Below are 15,552 nucleotides of genomic sequence, written 5' to 3' on the forward strand. Positions count from 1 at the left end.
TGGCGGCAGGTCAGGGTCGTGCGACGGAAATGACCCACGCGCTGGCGGCGGCGGAGGCGCGCTGCCTGCGCTCCGGTGCCCAGCTGACCGAGCTGCGCCGCCAGGTGCTGGCGCTGGTGCTGGAGGCCGACCAGCCGCTCGGCGCCTATGCGCTGCTCGACCGGCTGAAGGCGCAGCGGCCGGGGGCGGCGCCGCCCACCGTCTACCGCGCGCTGGACTTCCTGCTGGAGCAGGGGCTGATCCACAAGGTGGAGCGGCTGAACGCCTTCATCGGCTGCGTCGAGGCCGGGCACGACCATGGCCATGACCACGGCCACGGCCACGGCCATGCGCATGACCACCAGTTCCTGATCTGCGGCAGCTGCGGCGCCACCATCGAGCTCAGCGACCATGCGGTGGCGCATGCCCTGGCGGATGCGGCGCGGCGGGTCGGCTTCCAGCTGCGCAAGACCACCGTCGAGGCCGAGGGGCTCTGCGCGGCCTGCCTGGCTGCCGGCGCCGGCGCCACCGTGGCGGCCTCCCCCGGCTGAAGGGCTGCCGCCGGGGCGGTTCTTGCGCTATCGAGACGGTGCAGCACCGCCGGGGAGCGCCGCCATGCCGGAGATCATCGATTTCGGGTCCTTCCGCCTCAACTTCCTGCGCGACAGGCATGCGACGGGCGGCAGCCTCGATCTGTTCGAGCTGATCCTGCAGCCCGAGGGCCGCATGCCGGTGCCGCACCACCATGAAAGCTGGGAGGAGACGGTCTATGGCCTGTCGGGGACCCTCCGCTACACGGTGGAAGGCGTCGACCACGACATCGGCCCGGGCGACAGCCTGTTCATCCCGCGCGGCAAGGTGCATGGCTTCAGCAATCCGAGCGGGGCGGAGGCGCGCTGCCTCTGCGTGCTGACGCCGGGCGTGCTGGGGCCGGAGTATTTTCGGGAGCTGGCCGCGCTGCTGACCGGCGGCGGCAGGCCGGATCCGGCCAAGGCGCGCGAGATCATGCGGCGCCACGGGCTGGTGCCGGCGGCGTGATGCCGGGGGGCACAGCGTGCCCCCCGACGGACAGAATCATTTCTTCAGCAGGGCGGCGAGCTGCGGCACGTAGTCCTGGCCATGCCCCTCGGCGACGATGCGGTCCAGGATGGTGCTGACCGCGCCGGCGATGCCGCGCTCGACGCCGGAGGCCGTCGCCGCCTGGTTGTAGTAGCCCAGGTCCTTGGCGGCGTTGCTGATGTAGAAGGGCACGCTGGACGGATCGCCGTTCAGCAGAAACGGAGAAATCCGCTGCAGCGCGGCACCGCCGCCGCCGCCCTGGTTCAGCACCTCGACCAGGGTCTGCATCGACAACCCGGCCTTCTCGCCATGCGCGGCGACCTCGGCCAGCAAAGCGATGAAGCCGAGCGAGACATAATTGTGCATCAGCTTCATCAGGTGGCCCGCGCCGACGCCGCCGATATGGGTGATGTTCTCGGAGAAGGTCTCCAGCAGCGGGCGCAGCCGCTCCAGCAGCGCGGCCTCGCCGCCGATCAGCAGGTTCAGCGTGCCGGCGCGGGCATGCTGCGGCAGGCGGGTCATGGCGGCGTCGAGGAATTCGCCGCCGGCAGCCTGGATGGCGGCGGCCATGCGGGCACTGGACTCGGGCAGAGCGGTCGAGCAGTCGACCACCACCGTGCCGGGCCGCAGGTTCTCGATGACGCCGCCGGGCCCGGCCAGGATGGCCTCGACCTGGGGCGAGCCGGTGACGCAGAGCACGATCACCTCGGCCGCCCGGGTGACCTCGGCGATGCTGCCGGCGGAGGTCGCGCCCATCGCCTTCAGGTCGTCCACCGGCTGGTTGCCCGGATGGTCGAGCAGGGTCAGCGCATAGCCCGCATGGGCGATGTTCCAGGCGATGCCGTGGCCCATCAGGCCGATGCCGATCATGCCGATGGCGGGCTTCTTGCTCATGGTCGCTCCAAGATGTCTGGATGTCGGGACGCCGGGGACCGGCAGCATAGGCGCAAGGCCGGGGACGCGACAGGCTAGCGCCGCCGCCCCAGCCGCACCTCGCGGTGCCAGATATAGAGGCCGGAGGCGACCAGCACGAAGATGCCGACGAAGTCGAAGGGGCGCGGCAGCTCGCCCCAGAACAGCGCGCCGAAGCTCATGGTCCAGAGGATGCCGGAATATTCGAAGGGCGCGATCAGCGTGGTCTCGCCGCTGCGATAGGCGGCCGTCATCAGCAGCTGGGCCAGCGCCGAGACCAGCCCGACGGCGGCCAGCAGCGCCCATTGCTCCGGGCTCGGCCAGACCCAGCCGGGGATCGCCGCCAGCCCGCCGACCAGCGTGCCGCCGATGGCGAACCACAGCACGATGGCGGCGCCCGATTCCCCGGCCTCGCCCATCTTGCGGATGGTGATCATCGCCATCGCCCAGGCGACGGCGCCCAGCAGCACCAGCCCGACCGCCAGCCCGTCCAGATGCGCGGTGCCGCCGAAGCCCGGCCGCAGCAGCAGCAGCACGCCGGCAAACCCCACCAGCACCGCCGAGAGCCGCCGCCAGCCAACCTTCTCGCCCAGCAGCGGGATCGACAGCGCGGTCAGGAACAGCGGCATGGTGAAGCCCAGCGCCGTGACGGTGGCCAGCGGCAGGTGGACATAGCCGTAGAAGCTGCCGACCATGCCGGTCAGCCCGTAGAGGATGCGCTGGGCATGCGACCAGGGGTTGCGGGTGGCCAGCACCGACAGCCGCGCGCCCTTCGGCGCCCCCCACAGGGCGAGGGCCAGCAGCGGCGGTATCGCGAACAGATTGCGGAACAGCACCACCTGCATGATCGGTATGCGGTCGTCGAGCAGCTTCACCGCGACCGCGGCCAGCGCGAAGGTCGCCGCCGCGCCCAGCACGCAGAGGATGGCGCGGCTGCGCTGGGCGGCCTGGCCGGCCCCGGGGGCGGACGGGGGGGCATGGACGATGGGAATGGACCGGCTCATGATCTGGCGTTCGTTCGAGAGAGGTTAGGCGCCCCCCCGCATGAAGGCCAGACCCAGCAAGGCGCCGGAGATCCCGGCGCATCCCCTGTTCCAGCCCGAGAGCGACGAGATCGCCTGGTCCGGCCGCTTCCCGCTGCAGCGGGTCCGCTTCCGCTACCGGCGCAGCGACGGCACGCCCTCGGCCCTGCTGACCTGGGAGCTGTGGCGGCGCGGCCAGGGGGTGGTGATGCTGCCCTACGACCCCTGGACCGGCCGCATCGCGCTGGTCGAGCAGTTCCGCCTGCCGGCGCTCGCCGCCGGCGAGGAACCGATCATGCGCGAATGCCCGGCCGGCCTGCTGGAGGCCGGCGAGGACCCGGCGGATGCCGTGCTGCGCGAGACCGAGGAGGAGACCGGCTTCACCCCCGACCGGGTGGAGAAGATCGGCGAATTCATGCTGATGCAGGGCGGCAGCGACGAGCGCATGCATTTCTACGCCGGCCGCGCCCACCTGCCGGAGCCCGGCCTGGTCGGCACCCGCGGGCTGGAAGACGAGGGCGAGGAGACCCGTGTGCTCGTGGTCACCGCCGAGGACGCCTTTGCCCAATTGGCGCGCGGGGAAATCCGCAACGTCACCGCGGCGCTGTGCCTGATGTGGCTGCAGCTGAACCGCGAACGCCTGAACCGCGAATGGACCGCCGCATGACCGAGCTGCTTTACCGCACCGACGCCTATCTGCGCGACGCCCAGGCGACCGTCCTCGCCGCCGGCCCCGAGGGCGTGGTGCTCGACCGCACGCCCTTCTACGTCCAGGCCGGCGGCCAGCCCGGCGACACCGGCACGCTGCGCTGGGAGGGTGGCGAGATGGCCATCGCCAACACCGTGAAGGGGGAGGCCGGCCCGCTGCATGTCCCGGCCGAGGGTTCCTCCCTGCCGCCGGTCGGCGCCACCGTCACCATCGCGCTGGACTGGGAGCGCCGGCACCGCCTGATGCGGATGCACACGGCGATGCACCTGCTCTGCAGCCTGATCCCCGGCGCCGGCGTCACCGGCGGGCAGATCGGGCTGGAGCGCTCGCGCCTCGATTTCGACCTGGCCGAGCCGCCGGCCAAGGAATGGCTCTCCGAGCAGCTGACCGCGCTGGCGGCGGCCGACCATGCGGTGACCGATGGCTGGATCACCGACGAGGAGCTCGATGCCAATCCGTCGCTGGTCCGCACCCTGTCGGTGAAGCCGCCGCGCGGCTCGGGCCAGGTGCGGCTGGTGCGCATCGGCGCCGAGGAAAGCCCGGTCGATCTGCAGCCCTGCGGCGGCACGCATGTGCGCCGCACCGGCGAGATCGGCCCGATCACCGTCACCAAGCTCGAGAACAAGGGCAAGCAGAACCGGCGCGTCTATCTGGTGCTGGAAGGGTAGGGAAACGATGCAGGACCTGGTCACCACGGAATGGCTGGCGGCGGAGCTCGGCGCGCCCGATCTGCTGGTCTTCGACACCACCAAATACCTGCCGAACGAGCCGAAGGATGCGCTGGCCGAATATGCCGCGGCGCATATCCCCGGCGCCGGCTTCTTCGACATCGACCAGGTGGCCGATCCGGAGACCGACCTGCCGCACATGGCGCCGACCCCGGGGCGCGCCTCGCGCGAGCTGGGGCGGCTCGGCATCAGCAACCGGCACCGCGTCGTCTTCTACGACCAGAAGGGGCTGTTCTCCGCCGCCCGCGGCTGGTGGCTGATGCGGCTCTTCGGGCATGAGCGCGCCGCCGTGCTGGATGGCGGCCTGCCGAAATGGCTGGCCGAGGGGCGGCCGACCGCCGCCGGCCCGGTGCCCGCCGCGCCGGAGGAGAATTTCTGGGCGGATTTCATCACCCGCCGCCTGGCCGGCATCGGCGACATCAAGCGCATCGTGCACGACCGCTCGGCGCTGATCCTCGATGCGCGGCCGAAGGGCCGCTTCGACGGCACCGCGCCGGAGCCGCGGCCGGGCCTGCCCTCGGGCCACATGCCGGGGGCGGCCAGCGTGCCGGCCAGCAGCCTGCTGGCGCCCGACATGACCATGCTGCCGCCCGCGGAGCTGCGCGCCCGCTTCGCCGCCGTGGGCGTCGATGGCAGCCGCGCCCTGGTCGCCTCCTGCGGCACCGGCGTCACCGCCTGCATCATCGCCCTCGGCCTGGTGCGCGCCGGCCTGCCGGAGCCGGCGGTCTATGACGGCTCCTGGACCGAATGGGCCGCGCGGCCCGAAACCCCGAAGCAGAGCACGCCCTGATGCCCGACGACCTGCCCCCGGCCCCGGGCCATTCCAACAGCGGCCATTCCAACAGCGGCCGTTCCAACAGCGGCGAGGGCTTCGCCACCCGCGTCACCCATGGCGGCCGCCCCGGTGTGCGCGAGCATGGCTTCGTCAACACCCCGGTCTATCGCGGCTCGACGGTGCTCTACCCCTCCTGCGCCGAGGGAAGGGCGGTCAACCAGCGCTCCTTCGAGCAGGTGATGACCTATGGCACCGCCGGCGGACCCACGCATTTCGCGCTGGAGAACATGGTCGCCGAGATCGAGGGCGGCAGCCGCGCGCTGATCGTCGGCACCGGCCTCGCCGCCTGCTCGCTGCCGCTGATGGCCTATCTCTCGGCCGGCGACCACTGCCTGATCCCCGACAGCACCTATGGCCCGACGCGCCGCGTCGCCAATGGCGTGCTGGCCCGCTTCGGCATCACCGTCGACTACTACGACCCGATGGTCGACGGCGCCGGGCTGGAGCGGCTGATGCGGCCCAACACCAAGGTCCTCTTCGTCGAGAGCCCGGGCAGCCACACCTTCGAGCTGCAGGACATCCCGGCCCTGGCCGAGGTCGCCCATGCGCATGGCGCCAAGGTGATCATGGACAACACCTGGGGCATCCACCACTTCCAGCCCTTCACCAAGGGCGTGGATGTCTCGATCCAGGCGCTGACGAAATATGTCGGCGGGCATTCCGACGTGCTGCTCGGCAGTGTCACGGTGAACAGCGAGGAGGACTGGCTGACCATCGTCACCGCGGCGCGGCAGATCGGCCATTATGCCAGCCCGGATGATTGCTGGCTGGCGCTGCGCGGGCTGCGCACCATGGCGCTGCGGCTGAAGCACCAGCAGCAGGCGGGGCTGGCCGTCGCCCGCTGGTTCGAGAGCCGGCCCGAGGTCGCCCGCGTGCTGCACCCGGCGCTGCCCAGCCACCCGCAGCATGCGCTGTTCCGGCGTGACTTCACCGGCGCCTGCAGCCTGTTCGGCGTGGTCTTCCAGCCGCGCTACAGCACGGCGCAGATCGAGGCGGCGGTGGACGGGCTGAAGCTGTTCGGCATCGGCGCCTCCTGGGGCGGCTATGAAAGCCTGGTGCTGCCGACCACCAACGGCATCACCCGCACGGCCACCAGCCTCGACGTGCTGGAAGGCCCCACGGTGCGCTTCCATGTCGGGCTGGAGGAGCCGGCCGACCTGATCGCCGATCTGGAGGCCGCGCTGGACTCCCTGCCGCGCTGAACCGGCGGCCCGGCCGCGGCCGGGCCTGTCCCGGTCGCGCCCGCTTCCCGCTGCTGTTGCGCGGCCCGCCATTTGATGCGGCGGGCCGAAGCGATCTAGCCTCATCCCCGAGATGGGGAACGATCCAATGCACAAGACACGCCGCCGCCTGCTGGCGGGCGCCGCCACCCTGCTGGCCGCGCCACTGATCCTCCGGCCGGCCAGGGCCGCCTATCCGGACCGCCCGGTCAGCCTGCTGATCGGCTATGCCCCCGGCGGCCTGACCGACGTCATGGTGCGGCTGGTGGCCGAGCGGCTGGCGCAGGAGCTGGGCCAGCCGGTGGTGGTGGAGAACCGCACCGGCGCCGCCACCGCCATCGCGGCGACCGCCGTGGCGCAGGCGCGGCCCGACGGCCAGACCCTGCTGATCGGCACCAACAGCTTGGCGATCAACCCGGCGCTGACCCCGGGCGCCACGCCGCGGGACCCGTTGGCCGCCTTCGCCCCGGTCGGCGAGGTCTATTACAGCCCCTTCGCCCTGCTGGTGCGCGATGGCATCCCGGCCACCGACCTGCCCGGCCTGGTCGCCCTGGCACGGGCCGAGCCGGGGCGCCTGAACTACGGCAGCTCCGGCTCCGGCTCGGTCAACCACCTGCTGACCGAGCTGCTGTTGCAGCGGGCCGGGGTGCGCATGGAGCACATCCCGTTCCGCGGCGCCGGCCCGGCGCTGCTCGAGCTGCAGGCCGGCCGCATCGACGTCTTCTACGCGACGCCGCTCGACGCGCGGCCGCTGGTGGCGGAGGGCCGGGCGCGCATGCTGGCGATCTCCTCGCCCGAGCGCATCGCCAGCCTGCCGCAGCTGCCCTCGGTGGCGGAGAGCTTCGCCGGCTGCGCCGGCGTGCTGTGGCAGGGGTTGTTCGCGCCGGCAGGCACGCCGGCGCCGGTGCTGGCGCGGCTGCACGCGGCGCTGCGCGCGGCGCTGGCCGATCCCGCGCTGCGCGCCCGCGTCGAAAGCCAGGGCGTGGTGCTGATGGACGGCGACGCGGCGGCGCTGCGCCAGCGCCTGGCGGCGGAGCTGGAGGTCTGGCCGCGGGTGATCCGCGAGGCCGGCATCACCCCCGGCTGAGGCGTGGCCGGCGGGGTCGCCAGGGCGTTTGGCAGGGCGTCTGGCAGGGCCGTTTGAATCGGCCTTGCCGCGCAACTTCGGGTGAGGCTCGGACGCTACTGCAGCACCTCCCCGTTAAGGAAACCCCCGTGCCGCCCGCGATCAACACCTCCCGCGTCACCGAGGGGCGTCCCAACCCGCTCGGCGCCACCTGGACCGGCCTCGGCGTCAATTTCGCGCTGTTCTCCGCCCATGCCACCAAGGTCGAGCTCTGCCTGTTCGACGCCAGCGGCGAGACCGAGCTGGAGCGGATCGAGCTGCCCGAATACACCAACGAGGTGTTCCACGGCTTCCTGCCCGATGCGCGGCCGGGCACCATCTATGCCTATCGCGTGCACGGTCCCTACGAGCCCGAGGCCGGCCACCGCTTCAACCCGAACAAGCTGCTGCTGGACCCCTATGCGCTGAGCCATGTCGGCGACCTGAAATGGGACCACGCGCTGTTCGGCTACACGATCGGCCACAAGGACAAGGACCTGTCCTTCGACGAGCGCGACAGCGCCGTCTTCATGCCGAAATGCCGCGTCGTCGACCCGGCCTTCACCTGGGGCAATGACCGCCGGCCGCGCATCCCCTGGGAGCGCACCATCTTCTACGAGACCCATGTGAAGGGCATCACCAAGCGGCATCCGCTGGTGCCCGAGGACCAGCGCGGCACCTATGCGGGTCTCGCCAACCGCGACGTCATCCGCCACATCAAGTCGCTGGGCGTCACCTCGGTCGAGCTGCTGCCGATCCACTTCTTCCTGAACGACGACTACCTGCTCGAGAAGGGCATGATCAACTACTGGGGCTACAACAGCCTCGGCTTCTTCTCGCCGGCGCGGCGCTATGCCCGCACGCCGGACTTCGCCTTCTCCGAGTTCAAGGAGATGGTGGCCCGGCTGCACGATGCCGGGCTCGAGGTCATCATGGACGTGGTCTACAACCACACCGCCGAGGGCAACGAGCAGGGGGCGACGCTGTCCTTCAAGGGCATCGACAATGCCAGCTACTACCGGCTGCTGCCCGACCAGAAGCGCTACTACATCAACGACACCGGCACCGGGAACACGGTGAACCTGTCGCACCCGCGGGTGCTGCAGATGGTCACCGACAGCCTGCGCTACTGGGTCAACGAGATGCATGTCGACGGCTTCCGCTTCGATCTCGGCACCATCCTGGCGCGCGAGCCGGACGGCTTCGACAACCAGTCCGCCTTCCTCAAGGCCTGCAACCAGGATCCGCTGCTGGCCGACGTCAAGCTGATCGCCGAGCCCTGGGACATCGGCCCCGGCGGCTACCAGGTCGGCAATTTCTCGCCCGGCTGGGCCGAGTGGAACGACAAGTACCGCGACACCGTGCGCGGCTTCTGGGTGGGCGAGGAAGGCAAGGCCGCCGATCTCGGCAACCGCCTGGCCGGCTCGGCCGACCTGTTCGACCACAATGGCCGCAAGCCCTGGGCCAGCGTGAACTTCCTGGCCGCGCATGACGGCTTCACGCTGAACGACCTCGTCACCTATGACGAGAAGCACAACGAGGCGAATGGCGAGGACAACCGCGACGGCCATTCGCACAACATCTCGCACAATTACGGCGTCGAGGGGCCGACCGACGACCCCGAGATCAATGCCGTGCGCGAGCGGCAGATCCGCAACATGCTGGCCACCCTCTACCTGAGCCAGGGCACGCCGATGCTGCTGGCCGGCGACGAGTTCGGCCGCACCCAGCAGGGCAACAACAACGCCTATTGCCAGGACAACGAGATCTCCTGGCTGGACTGGGACTGGAAGGAGAAGGGCGAGCGCCTGGTCGCCTTCACCCAGCGCCTGGCCGCGCTGCGCGACCGCTTCCCCGTGCTGCGCCGCGGCCGCTTCCTGTCAGGCGAGTTCCACGAGGCCAGCGGCGTCAAGGGCCTGTCCTGGCTGAAGCCCTCGGGCGAGGAGATGGACAGCGCCGACTGGGAGGATCCCAACACCCGCTGCCTGGCGCGCCTGCTGGATGGCCGGGCGCAGGAAAGCGGCATCCGCCGCCCCGGCCACGACGCCACCCTGCTGATGATCATGAACGCCTATCACGAGGCGGTGGAATTCACCCTGCCGGCCTCGCAGGACGGCACCGCCTGGGTGCGCCTGCTCGATACCAATATCGAGGAGGAGGACGAGGACGAGGAGGCCAGCTTCGATATCGGCCACACCTATACCGTCACCGGCCGCTCGCTGCTGCTGTTCTCGCTGAAGACCCGCAAGCGCAAGGCGCGCTGAGCGCTGCTGGTCTGGTGACCAGCCCCGGGGCACCGCGTGCCCCGGGGCTTTCCGCCTGCCTCAGAAGCGCTTGGCGAACCACAGCCGGTCATGCCCGGCGGGGCGGCCTTCCAGCCGGCCGATCTCCACATAGCCCTGCGCCCGGTAGAAATCCGGCGCCTGGAAGCTGCTGGTGTTGAGATGCGCGCCGATGGCGCCGAGCCGCTGCGCCTCCAGCTCGGCGGCCGCCAGCAGCCGCTTGCCCAGGCCCTGGCCGCGCAGACTGTCATCCACCCAGAACTTGTCGATATAGAGCCAGTCGAGCGCCACCTCGCCGACCAGCCCGGCGACGACGCGGCCCTCGGCGTCGCGGCGGGCGAAGGCCAGCGGCCGGCCGGCCCCGCCATCTCGCCGCTCCGACAGCAGGGCGCGGCGATGCGCCACCAGCCCGGCGCGCAGCGCGGCATCGACCTCGGCGATATCCTCGGGCGGGATCGGCGGCATGGCGGCGGGGCGTGGCGGCATCCGGGTCTATCCCTTGGCGGCGTCGAGCACGGCCTGCGCCAGCGCGCGGGCCTCGGTCGCCGCCGTACCACGCGGGGCCGCCTCTGCCACCCCCAGCCCCTGCGCGAAGGCGCTGGCGAAGGCGGTGCGGTTGCCCAGGGTCGGCGCCAGCAGCGGCAGCTGGCGGCGGGTCAGCTCGGCGGTGATCTCGTCGCGCAGCCGCCCGGTCGCCGGCACCCGGTTCAGCAGCAGCCGCACCGCGCGCTTCTCCGCCGCCGCCATGTCCAGCGTCGCCTCCATCGCCCAGAGGTCGGCGGCCGAGGGCTGCAGCGGCACCAGCACCAGGTCGGCGGCGCGGATGGCGATGCGGGCGTCGCTGTCGGCATGCGGCGGCGTGTCGATCACCAGCATGTCATGCGCGCCGCGCAGCCGGTCCAGCGCCGCCGGCATGCGCCAGCCGGAGATCGCCTCGACATGCAGCGGCGCCGCCAGCGTCTGGCCCTGGCGCTGCTGCTGCCAGCGCGCCAGGCTCTGCTGCGGATCGCTGTCCAGCAGCGCGACGCGGTGGCCCGCCCGCGCCAGGGTGGTGGCCAGCGTCGCCGCCACCGTGGACTTTCCCGCACCGCCCTTGCGCTGCGCCACCGCCACCACGAATGCCATGCAGGATGCCCCCCGGCTGAACCCGGGCGTCATCCTGCCTGTCGCGCGGGCATCCGGCCAGCATGGACGTCAGGCCCCCGCCACCCCACACTAGGGGAGACCGTCCGAGGAGAGAGATGATGGCCGTCGACGACATCACCCCGCGCGCTACCTGGGAGGCGCTGCGCAGCGACCCGGAGGCGGCGCTGATCGACGTGCGCACCAATGCCGAATGGAATTTCGTGGGCTTCCCCGATCTGAGCGAGGCGGGGAAGGAGCCGCTGATGATCTCCTGGCAGGTCTTCCCCTCGATGCAGGTCAACACCGCCTTTGCCGACCACCTGCGCAAGGCGGGGCTGACGCCGCTGCACAAGCTCTACTTCCTGTGCCGCTCCGGCGCCCGCAGCCTCGCCGCCGCCCAGGCGGCCCAGGCCGCCGGCTTCGCCCAGTCCTTCAACATCTCGGATGGCTTCGAAGGGCCGCCGGATGCGGAAGGGCATCGCGGGCAGGTCGCCGGGTGGAAGGCCGAGGGGCTGCCCTGGCGGCAGCGCTAAGACAGGGGCAGGGCAGGGGAATGAATTCCCCTGCACCCCTTCTTTTTTCTGTCAGAGGGCCCTGTCGCCGTGGCGACGGCGGGCGAAACGGTCCTGCAGGCTGGCGGGGGAATTCCTTTTCCCCGACCTGACGTGCCGTCTCCTCGTCAGTTGCAGCGCAGCTCGTGCGGGGTCGGGTCGTAGCCGGGCAGGCCGGGCACGCCATAGCCGGGGAAGGGCGTGTTCTCGGCGTCGTCGGCAGCCGGCTTCACGCCGAACCACTTCTCCGACAGGGCGGCCAGCGAGCCGTCCTTCTTCATGCATTCCAGCACGTTCTCGACGGCGTTGCGCAGCTCGGCATTGTCGCGGCGGAACGGCGCGGCCCAGTGGGCGCGGGTCTCCTTGATGGTGAAGTCGGGCACCAGCATCGGCGCGCGGGTCGCGGCATAGCGGATGGTGGTGTTGCCGCCGAGCGTCGCGAAGACCCGGCCGGTCACCACCGCCTGCACCGCGTCGGGCTGGCTGTCGAAGGTCTGCACGGTGAAGCCATAGGTGGCCGCGTTCTTCTGCGCCCAGGCGTCATAGGCCGAGCCCTTGTTCACCGCGATCGCCTTGCCGCGCAGATCGGCCAGCGAGGTGATCGGCGTGCCGCCCTTGCGGATGCCGAACTGGAACTCGGTGTAGAGATAGCCCTCGGTGAACAGCAGGTTCTCGGCGCGCTCCGGCGTCACCGTCACCGGCGCGGCCAGGAAGTCGTAGCGCCCGGCGTTCAGCGCCGGCACCAGGCCGGAGAAGCTGGCGCTGTCGATGGTGATCGGCCGGCCCATGCGGCGGGCGACCTCGGTGAACAGGTCGACATTGAAGCCCTGCACGCCGCCATCGAGCTTCGGGAAGGCGTGCGGCGCGAAGGTGCCGTCGACGGCGGAGCGCAGCGGCTGGGGCTGGGCATTGCCCGGCGCTGCCGCAAAGCTGAGCGGCAGGGCGCAAAACAGGGCAAGGGCGAAGGAACGCATAGGCGGAGACTCTCCCTGAGGCCGCATTGTCGGCCGGAATGGCCGCATTGCTTGCAAGAAGCGTGCAACGGGATCGCCGCCAGCGCCAGCCCCCTCCGGTGGGGGCGGCGGGGCATGGCCGCCCGAGAGGGCGGCCATGCCGGTCAGGTCAAGCCGCCTGGGCGGCGAATTCCGGATAGAGGCCGAGCAGCCCGGCCTCGGAGGCCTCGCAGCGGCCGCGCTCGGTGATCAGGCCGGTGACCAGCCGGGCCGGGGTCACGTCGAAGGCCGGGTTGGCGCCGGCGCTGCCGGGGGCGGCGGTGCGCACCGTCTCGATGCGGCCGTCCCAGGTCTGGCCGGTGACCTCCAGCACCTCGCGCGCGTCGCGCTCCTCGATCGGGATCTCCTTCACCCCGTCGCGCACGCTCATGTCCAGCGTCGAATGCGGCAGGCCGACCCAGAAGGGGACGTTGTTGTCATGCGCCGCCAGCGCCTTCAGATAGGTGCCGATCTTGTTCGCCACGTCGCCCTGGCGGGTGACGCGATCGGTGCCGACCAGCACGATATCGACCTCGCCATGCTGCATCAGGTGGCCGCCGGCATTGTCGGCGATCACCGTGTGCGGCACGCCGTGCTTGCCCAGCTCCCAGGCGGTCAGCGCCGAGCCCTGGTTGCGTGGCCGGGTCTCGTCCACCCAGACATGCACCGGTAGGCCGGCATCATGCGCCTGATAGACCACCGACAGCGCGGTGCCGTAGTCGACCGTCGCGATCCAGCCGGTGTTGCAATGGGTCAGCACGTTGACCGGCCGGCCCGGCTTGCGCGCGGCGATTTCCTGGAGGAGGGGAAGACCGTGCTGGCCGATGGCGCGGCAGGTCTCGACATCGTCCTCGGCGATGGCGGCGGCGGCGGCATAGGCGGCGTCGACCCGCTTCTCGGCCGCGACCGGGCGCAGCGCGTCCAGCATCCGCGCCAGCGCCCAGCGCAGGTTGATCGCCGTCGGCCGGGTGCGGCCGAGCATGGCGGCCACGCTTTCCAGCGCCGCGTCCGAGGCGTCGCGCTTCAGGGCGAGCGCCAGGCCATAGGCGGCGACCGCGCCGATCAGCGGCGCGCCGCGCACCTGCATCGACTTGATGGCCTGCGCCACCTGCTTCTCGTCGGTCAGCCGCAGGATCTCGACCGCCCAGGGCAGCCGCGTCTGGTCGATGATGCGCACCGACCAGCCATCCTCCGGGTCGACCCAGACGCTGCGATAGGGAACGCCGTCGATCTTCATGCGGGCAGTCTCCGTCCTTGTGGCCGCGCGCCGGCGGAGTGAGGCAAGCGGGGTGGGAAAGCGTGGCTTGCGCATATAGTCGTTTCCGGCCCCCCGCGTCATGCGACAAGCGGGGGGGAGACCCGAGCTGGAGCCGACCCGTCGATGCCCTCCGAGACCACCGCACCCCCGATGAGCCGCGCCGCCGCCCTGCTGCCGGCAATCGGGCTGGGGCAGGGCATCGCGCTGCACCTGCTGCTGCTCGATGCGCCGCGCGGCCTGCCCGGCTGGCTGACCGCGCCGGGGCCCTATGCGCTGGGGCTGACGGGGATGCTGCTGCTGCCGGTCTCGCTGATGCTGGCGCTCGGCCGCTGGCCGGGGCGCCTGCTCTGGTCCTGGCTGGCCGCGGCGACGGCGCTGCTGGCGGCGATGGCCTGGCACGATGCCGGCTGGTGGGGGCCGGGCGGGCCAGAGGCGCCCTCGGCCCGGCTGCTCGGCAGCGCGATGGCCATGGTCTTCCTCGGCCATCACCTGCTGGGTGCCGCGGCGCGGGGCGGGCGCTGGCCGCCGCCCTATGCCGACTGCTTCGAGCAGGCCTGGCAGGACAGCCTGCGCCTGGCGCTGGCCTTCGCCTTCCTCGGCGCCTTCTGGCTGGTGCTGGAGGCCGGCGCCGCGCTGTTCTCGCTGATCGGCCTCGAGGGGCTGGAGCGGCTGGTCAACCGGCGCAGCTTCGCGCTGCCCGCCTCCGGGCTGATCCTGGGGCTGGGGCTGGCGCTGCTCGGCCTGCGCGAGCGGCTGTCGCTGGCGCTGCGCAGCCTGCTGCTGACCCTGCTGGCCTGGCTGATGCCGCTGCTGGCCCTGCTCGCCGCCGGCTTCCTGCTCGCCCTGCCGCTCACCGGCCTCGAGCGGCTGTGGCACACCCAGCTCGCCGCCGGCGGGCTGCTCGGGGCGGCGGCGCTGCTGATCCTGCTGATCAATGCCGTCCACCAGGACGGGCTGGTGATGGCCACGGCGCCGCGGCTGCAGGCGACGGCGGCCCGGCTCGGCGCCCTGGTGCTGCCGGTGCTGGCGCTGCTCGCGCTCTGGGCGCTGGCGCTGCGCGTCGGCCAGTACGGGCTGACGCCGGACCGCGTGCTGGGCCTGGCGGCGGGCGGGGTGGCCGCGCTCTACGCCGCCGGCTACCTGGCCGCCGCGGCGCGGCCGGGCATGGCGCCGCTTGGCGCGGTGAACCAGGTGATGGCCTGGGCGAGCCTCGCCCTGCTGGTGCTGCTGAATTCCCCGCTCGCCGCGCCGGAGCGGCTGTCCTTCAACGACCAGCTGGCGCGGCTGGCGGATGGGCGCACCGCGCCCGGCCGCTTCGACCGCGGCCTGTTCCAGCGCGAGCTCGGCCCCGCCGGCCGTGCCGCGCTGCTGCACCCGCCCTTGCGCGACATGGTGGAGGCCGGGCCCCCGGCGCTCGGCCTGCCCGAGCCGCAACTGCGCTTCGTGCCGCCGGCCACCCGCCTGCCGGACTCCTTCGCCGAGCAGCAGCAGGAGACGCTGCGCAGCGGCTGCTGGCGCGGCTGCGACGTGATGGTGCTCGATCTCGACGGCGATGGCCGGCCGGAGGTGCTGCTGGGCAGCACGCTGCGGCTGCGCGTCTGGCGCGAGGCGGCGGAGGGCTGGAGCGAGCTCGGCAGCTACAACCGCTGCGCCCAGGAGGCCGCCGAGGCGAGCCGGGAAGGGCGCTACAGCCTCGAGCCCTCGCCCTGGCGCGACCTGGTGGTGGAAGGGCGGCGCTTCCGGCTGGAGCTCCGCCAGCCTTGCGGCTTCTAGAT

General features: G+C 71.8%; 16 protein-coding genes. 10 read left to right on the forward strand and 6 right to left on the reverse strand.

Translation table 11 applies throughout. The features are described 5' to 3' along the window. Nucleotides 1-29: 29 nt before the first annotated feature. Nucleotides 30-530: a Fur family transcriptional regulator gene (locus tag WFI16_RS11055; RefSeq protein WP_419897895.1), complete on the forward strand. Its 501-nt coding sequence runs from the start codon at nucleotides 30-32 to the stop codon at nucleotides 528-530. Between the two features lie 64 nt (nucleotides 531-594). Then, a complete protein-coding gene (locus tag WFI16_RS11060) occupies nucleotides 595-1,017 on the forward strand; it encodes a cupin domain-containing protein (RefSeq protein ID WP_419897896.1) in 423 nt (140 codons plus the stop codon). Nucleotides 1,018-1,053: 36 nt separating this feature from the next. Here the strand turns inward: WFI16_RS11060 and WFI16_RS11065 are convergent, their stop codons facing one another. After that, a complete protein-coding gene (locus WFI16_RS11065; RefSeq protein ID WP_419897897.1) occupies nucleotides 1,054-1,932 on the reverse strand; it encodes an NAD(P)-dependent oxidoreductase in 879 nt (292 codons plus the stop codon). A 74-nt stretch (nucleotides 1,933-2,006) separates the two neighbouring features. Further along, complete coding sequence (locus WFI16_RS11070) at nucleotides 2,007-2,954, reverse strand: DMT family transporter (protein WP_419897898.1); 948 nt, start codon at nucleotides 2,952-2,954, stop codon at nucleotides 2,007-2,009. 40 nt (nucleotides 2,955-2,994) lie between these two features. Between WFI16_RS11070 and WFI16_RS11075 the strand changes: the two genes are divergently transcribed. The 6 genes from WFI16_RS11075 (at nucleotide 2,995) to glgX (ending at nucleotide 9,833) form a co-directional block, all read left to right on the forward strand. Next, nucleotides 2,995-3,639 (forward strand): NUDIX domain-containing protein, encoded by a 645-nt coding sequence (locus WFI16_RS11075; protein ID WP_419897899.1) that lies wholly within the window; start codon nucleotides 2,995-2,997, stop codon nucleotides 3,637-3,639. Beyond that, nucleotides 3,636-4,349, forward strand: a complete 714-nt coding sequence (locus tag WFI16_RS11080; RefSeq protein ID WP_419897900.1) for an alanyl-tRNA editing protein — start codon at nucleotides 3,636-3,638, stop codon at nucleotides 4,347-4,349. The genes WFI16_RS11075 and WFI16_RS11080 overlap by 4 nt, the downstream gene beginning before the upstream one ends. A gap of 7 nt (nucleotides 4,350-4,356) precedes the next feature. Next, nucleotides 4,357-5,199, forward strand: coding sequence for a sulfurtransferase (locus WFI16_RS11085; RefSeq protein ID WP_419897901.1), 843 nt, complete (start codon nucleotides 4,357-4,359; stop codon nucleotides 5,197-5,199). Continuing rightward, nucleotides 5,199-6,446, forward strand: a complete 1,248-nt coding sequence (gene metC, locus WFI16_RS11090; RefSeq protein WP_419897902.1) for a cystathionine beta-lyase — start codon at nucleotides 5,199-5,201, stop codon at nucleotides 6,444-6,446. The genes WFI16_RS11085 and metC overlap by 1 nt, the downstream gene beginning before the upstream one ends. 127 nt (nucleotides 6,447-6,573) lie before the next feature. Beyond that, complete coding sequence (locus WFI16_RS11095) at nucleotides 6,574-7,551, forward strand: Bug family tripartite tricarboxylate transporter substrate binding protein (protein ID WP_419897903.1); 978 nt, start codon at nucleotides 6,574-6,576, stop codon at nucleotides 7,549-7,551. Between the two features lie 128 nt (nucleotides 7,552-7,679). Beyond that, complete coding sequence (glgX, locus tag WFI16_RS11100; RefSeq protein ID WP_419897904.1) at nucleotides 7,680-9,833, forward strand: glycogen debranching protein GlgX; 2,154 nt, start codon at nucleotides 7,680-7,682, stop codon at nucleotides 9,831-9,833. A 60-nt stretch (nucleotides 9,834-9,893) separates the two neighbouring features. Here the strand turns inward: glgX and WFI16_RS11105 are convergent, their stop codons facing one another. Both WFI16_RS11105 and parA read right to left on the reverse strand, forming a co-directional pair. Then, nucleotides 9,894-10,337, reverse strand: coding sequence for a GNAT family N-acetyltransferase (locus WFI16_RS11105; protein WP_419897905.1), 444 nt, complete (start codon nucleotides 10,335-10,337; stop codon nucleotides 9,894-9,896). A 6-nt stretch (nucleotides 10,338-10,343) separates the two neighbouring features. Continuing rightward, a complete protein-coding gene (gene parA / locus WFI16_RS11110) occupies nucleotides 10,344-10,976 on the reverse strand; it encodes a ParA family partition ATPase (protein WP_419897906.1) in 633 nt (210 codons plus the stop codon). A gap of 119 nt (nucleotides 10,977-11,095) precedes the next feature. Between parA and WFI16_RS11115 the strand changes: the two genes are divergently transcribed. Then, on the forward strand, nucleotides 11,096-11,509 hold the full coding sequence (locus WFI16_RS11115) for a rhodanese-like domain-containing protein (protein ID WP_419897907.1): 414 nt from the start codon (nucleotides 11,096-11,098) through the stop codon (nucleotides 11,507-11,509). A 146-nt stretch (nucleotides 11,510-11,655) separates the two neighbouring features. Here the strand turns inward: WFI16_RS11115 and WFI16_RS11120 are convergent, their stop codons facing one another. Together WFI16_RS11120 and mtnA are read right to left on the reverse strand one after the other, a co-directional pair. After that, on the reverse strand, nucleotides 11,656-12,501 hold the full coding sequence (locus WFI16_RS11120; RefSeq protein ID WP_419897908.1) for a transporter substrate-binding domain-containing protein: 846 nt from the start codon (nucleotides 12,499-12,501) through the stop codon (nucleotides 11,656-11,658). Between the two features lie 148 nt (nucleotides 12,502-12,649). Further along, nucleotides 12,650-13,756 carry an S-methyl-5-thioribose-1-phosphate isomerase gene (gene mtnA, locus WFI16_RS11125; RefSeq protein WP_419897909.1) on the reverse strand — a complete coding sequence of 369 codons (1,107 nt, stop codon included), beginning with the start codon at nucleotides 13,754-13,756 and terminating at the stop codon, nucleotides 12,650-12,652. A 144-nt stretch (nucleotides 13,757-13,900) separates the two neighbouring features. Here mtnA and WFI16_RS11130 point away from each other — a divergent pair, with 144 nt between their 5' ends. After that, on the forward strand, nucleotides 13,901-15,550 hold the full coding sequence (locus WFI16_RS11130) for a hypothetical protein (protein ID WP_419897910.1): 1,650 nt from the start codon (nucleotides 13,901-13,903) through the stop codon (nucleotides 15,548-15,550). The last annotated feature ends 2 nt before the right edge of the window (nucleotides 15,551-15,552 follow it).

Source organism: Roseomonas sp. USHLN139, assembly GCF_037145735.1.
Taxonomy (GTDB): domain Bacteria; phylum Pseudomonadota; class Alphaproteobacteria; order Acetobacterales; family Acetobacteraceae; genus Pseudoroseomonas.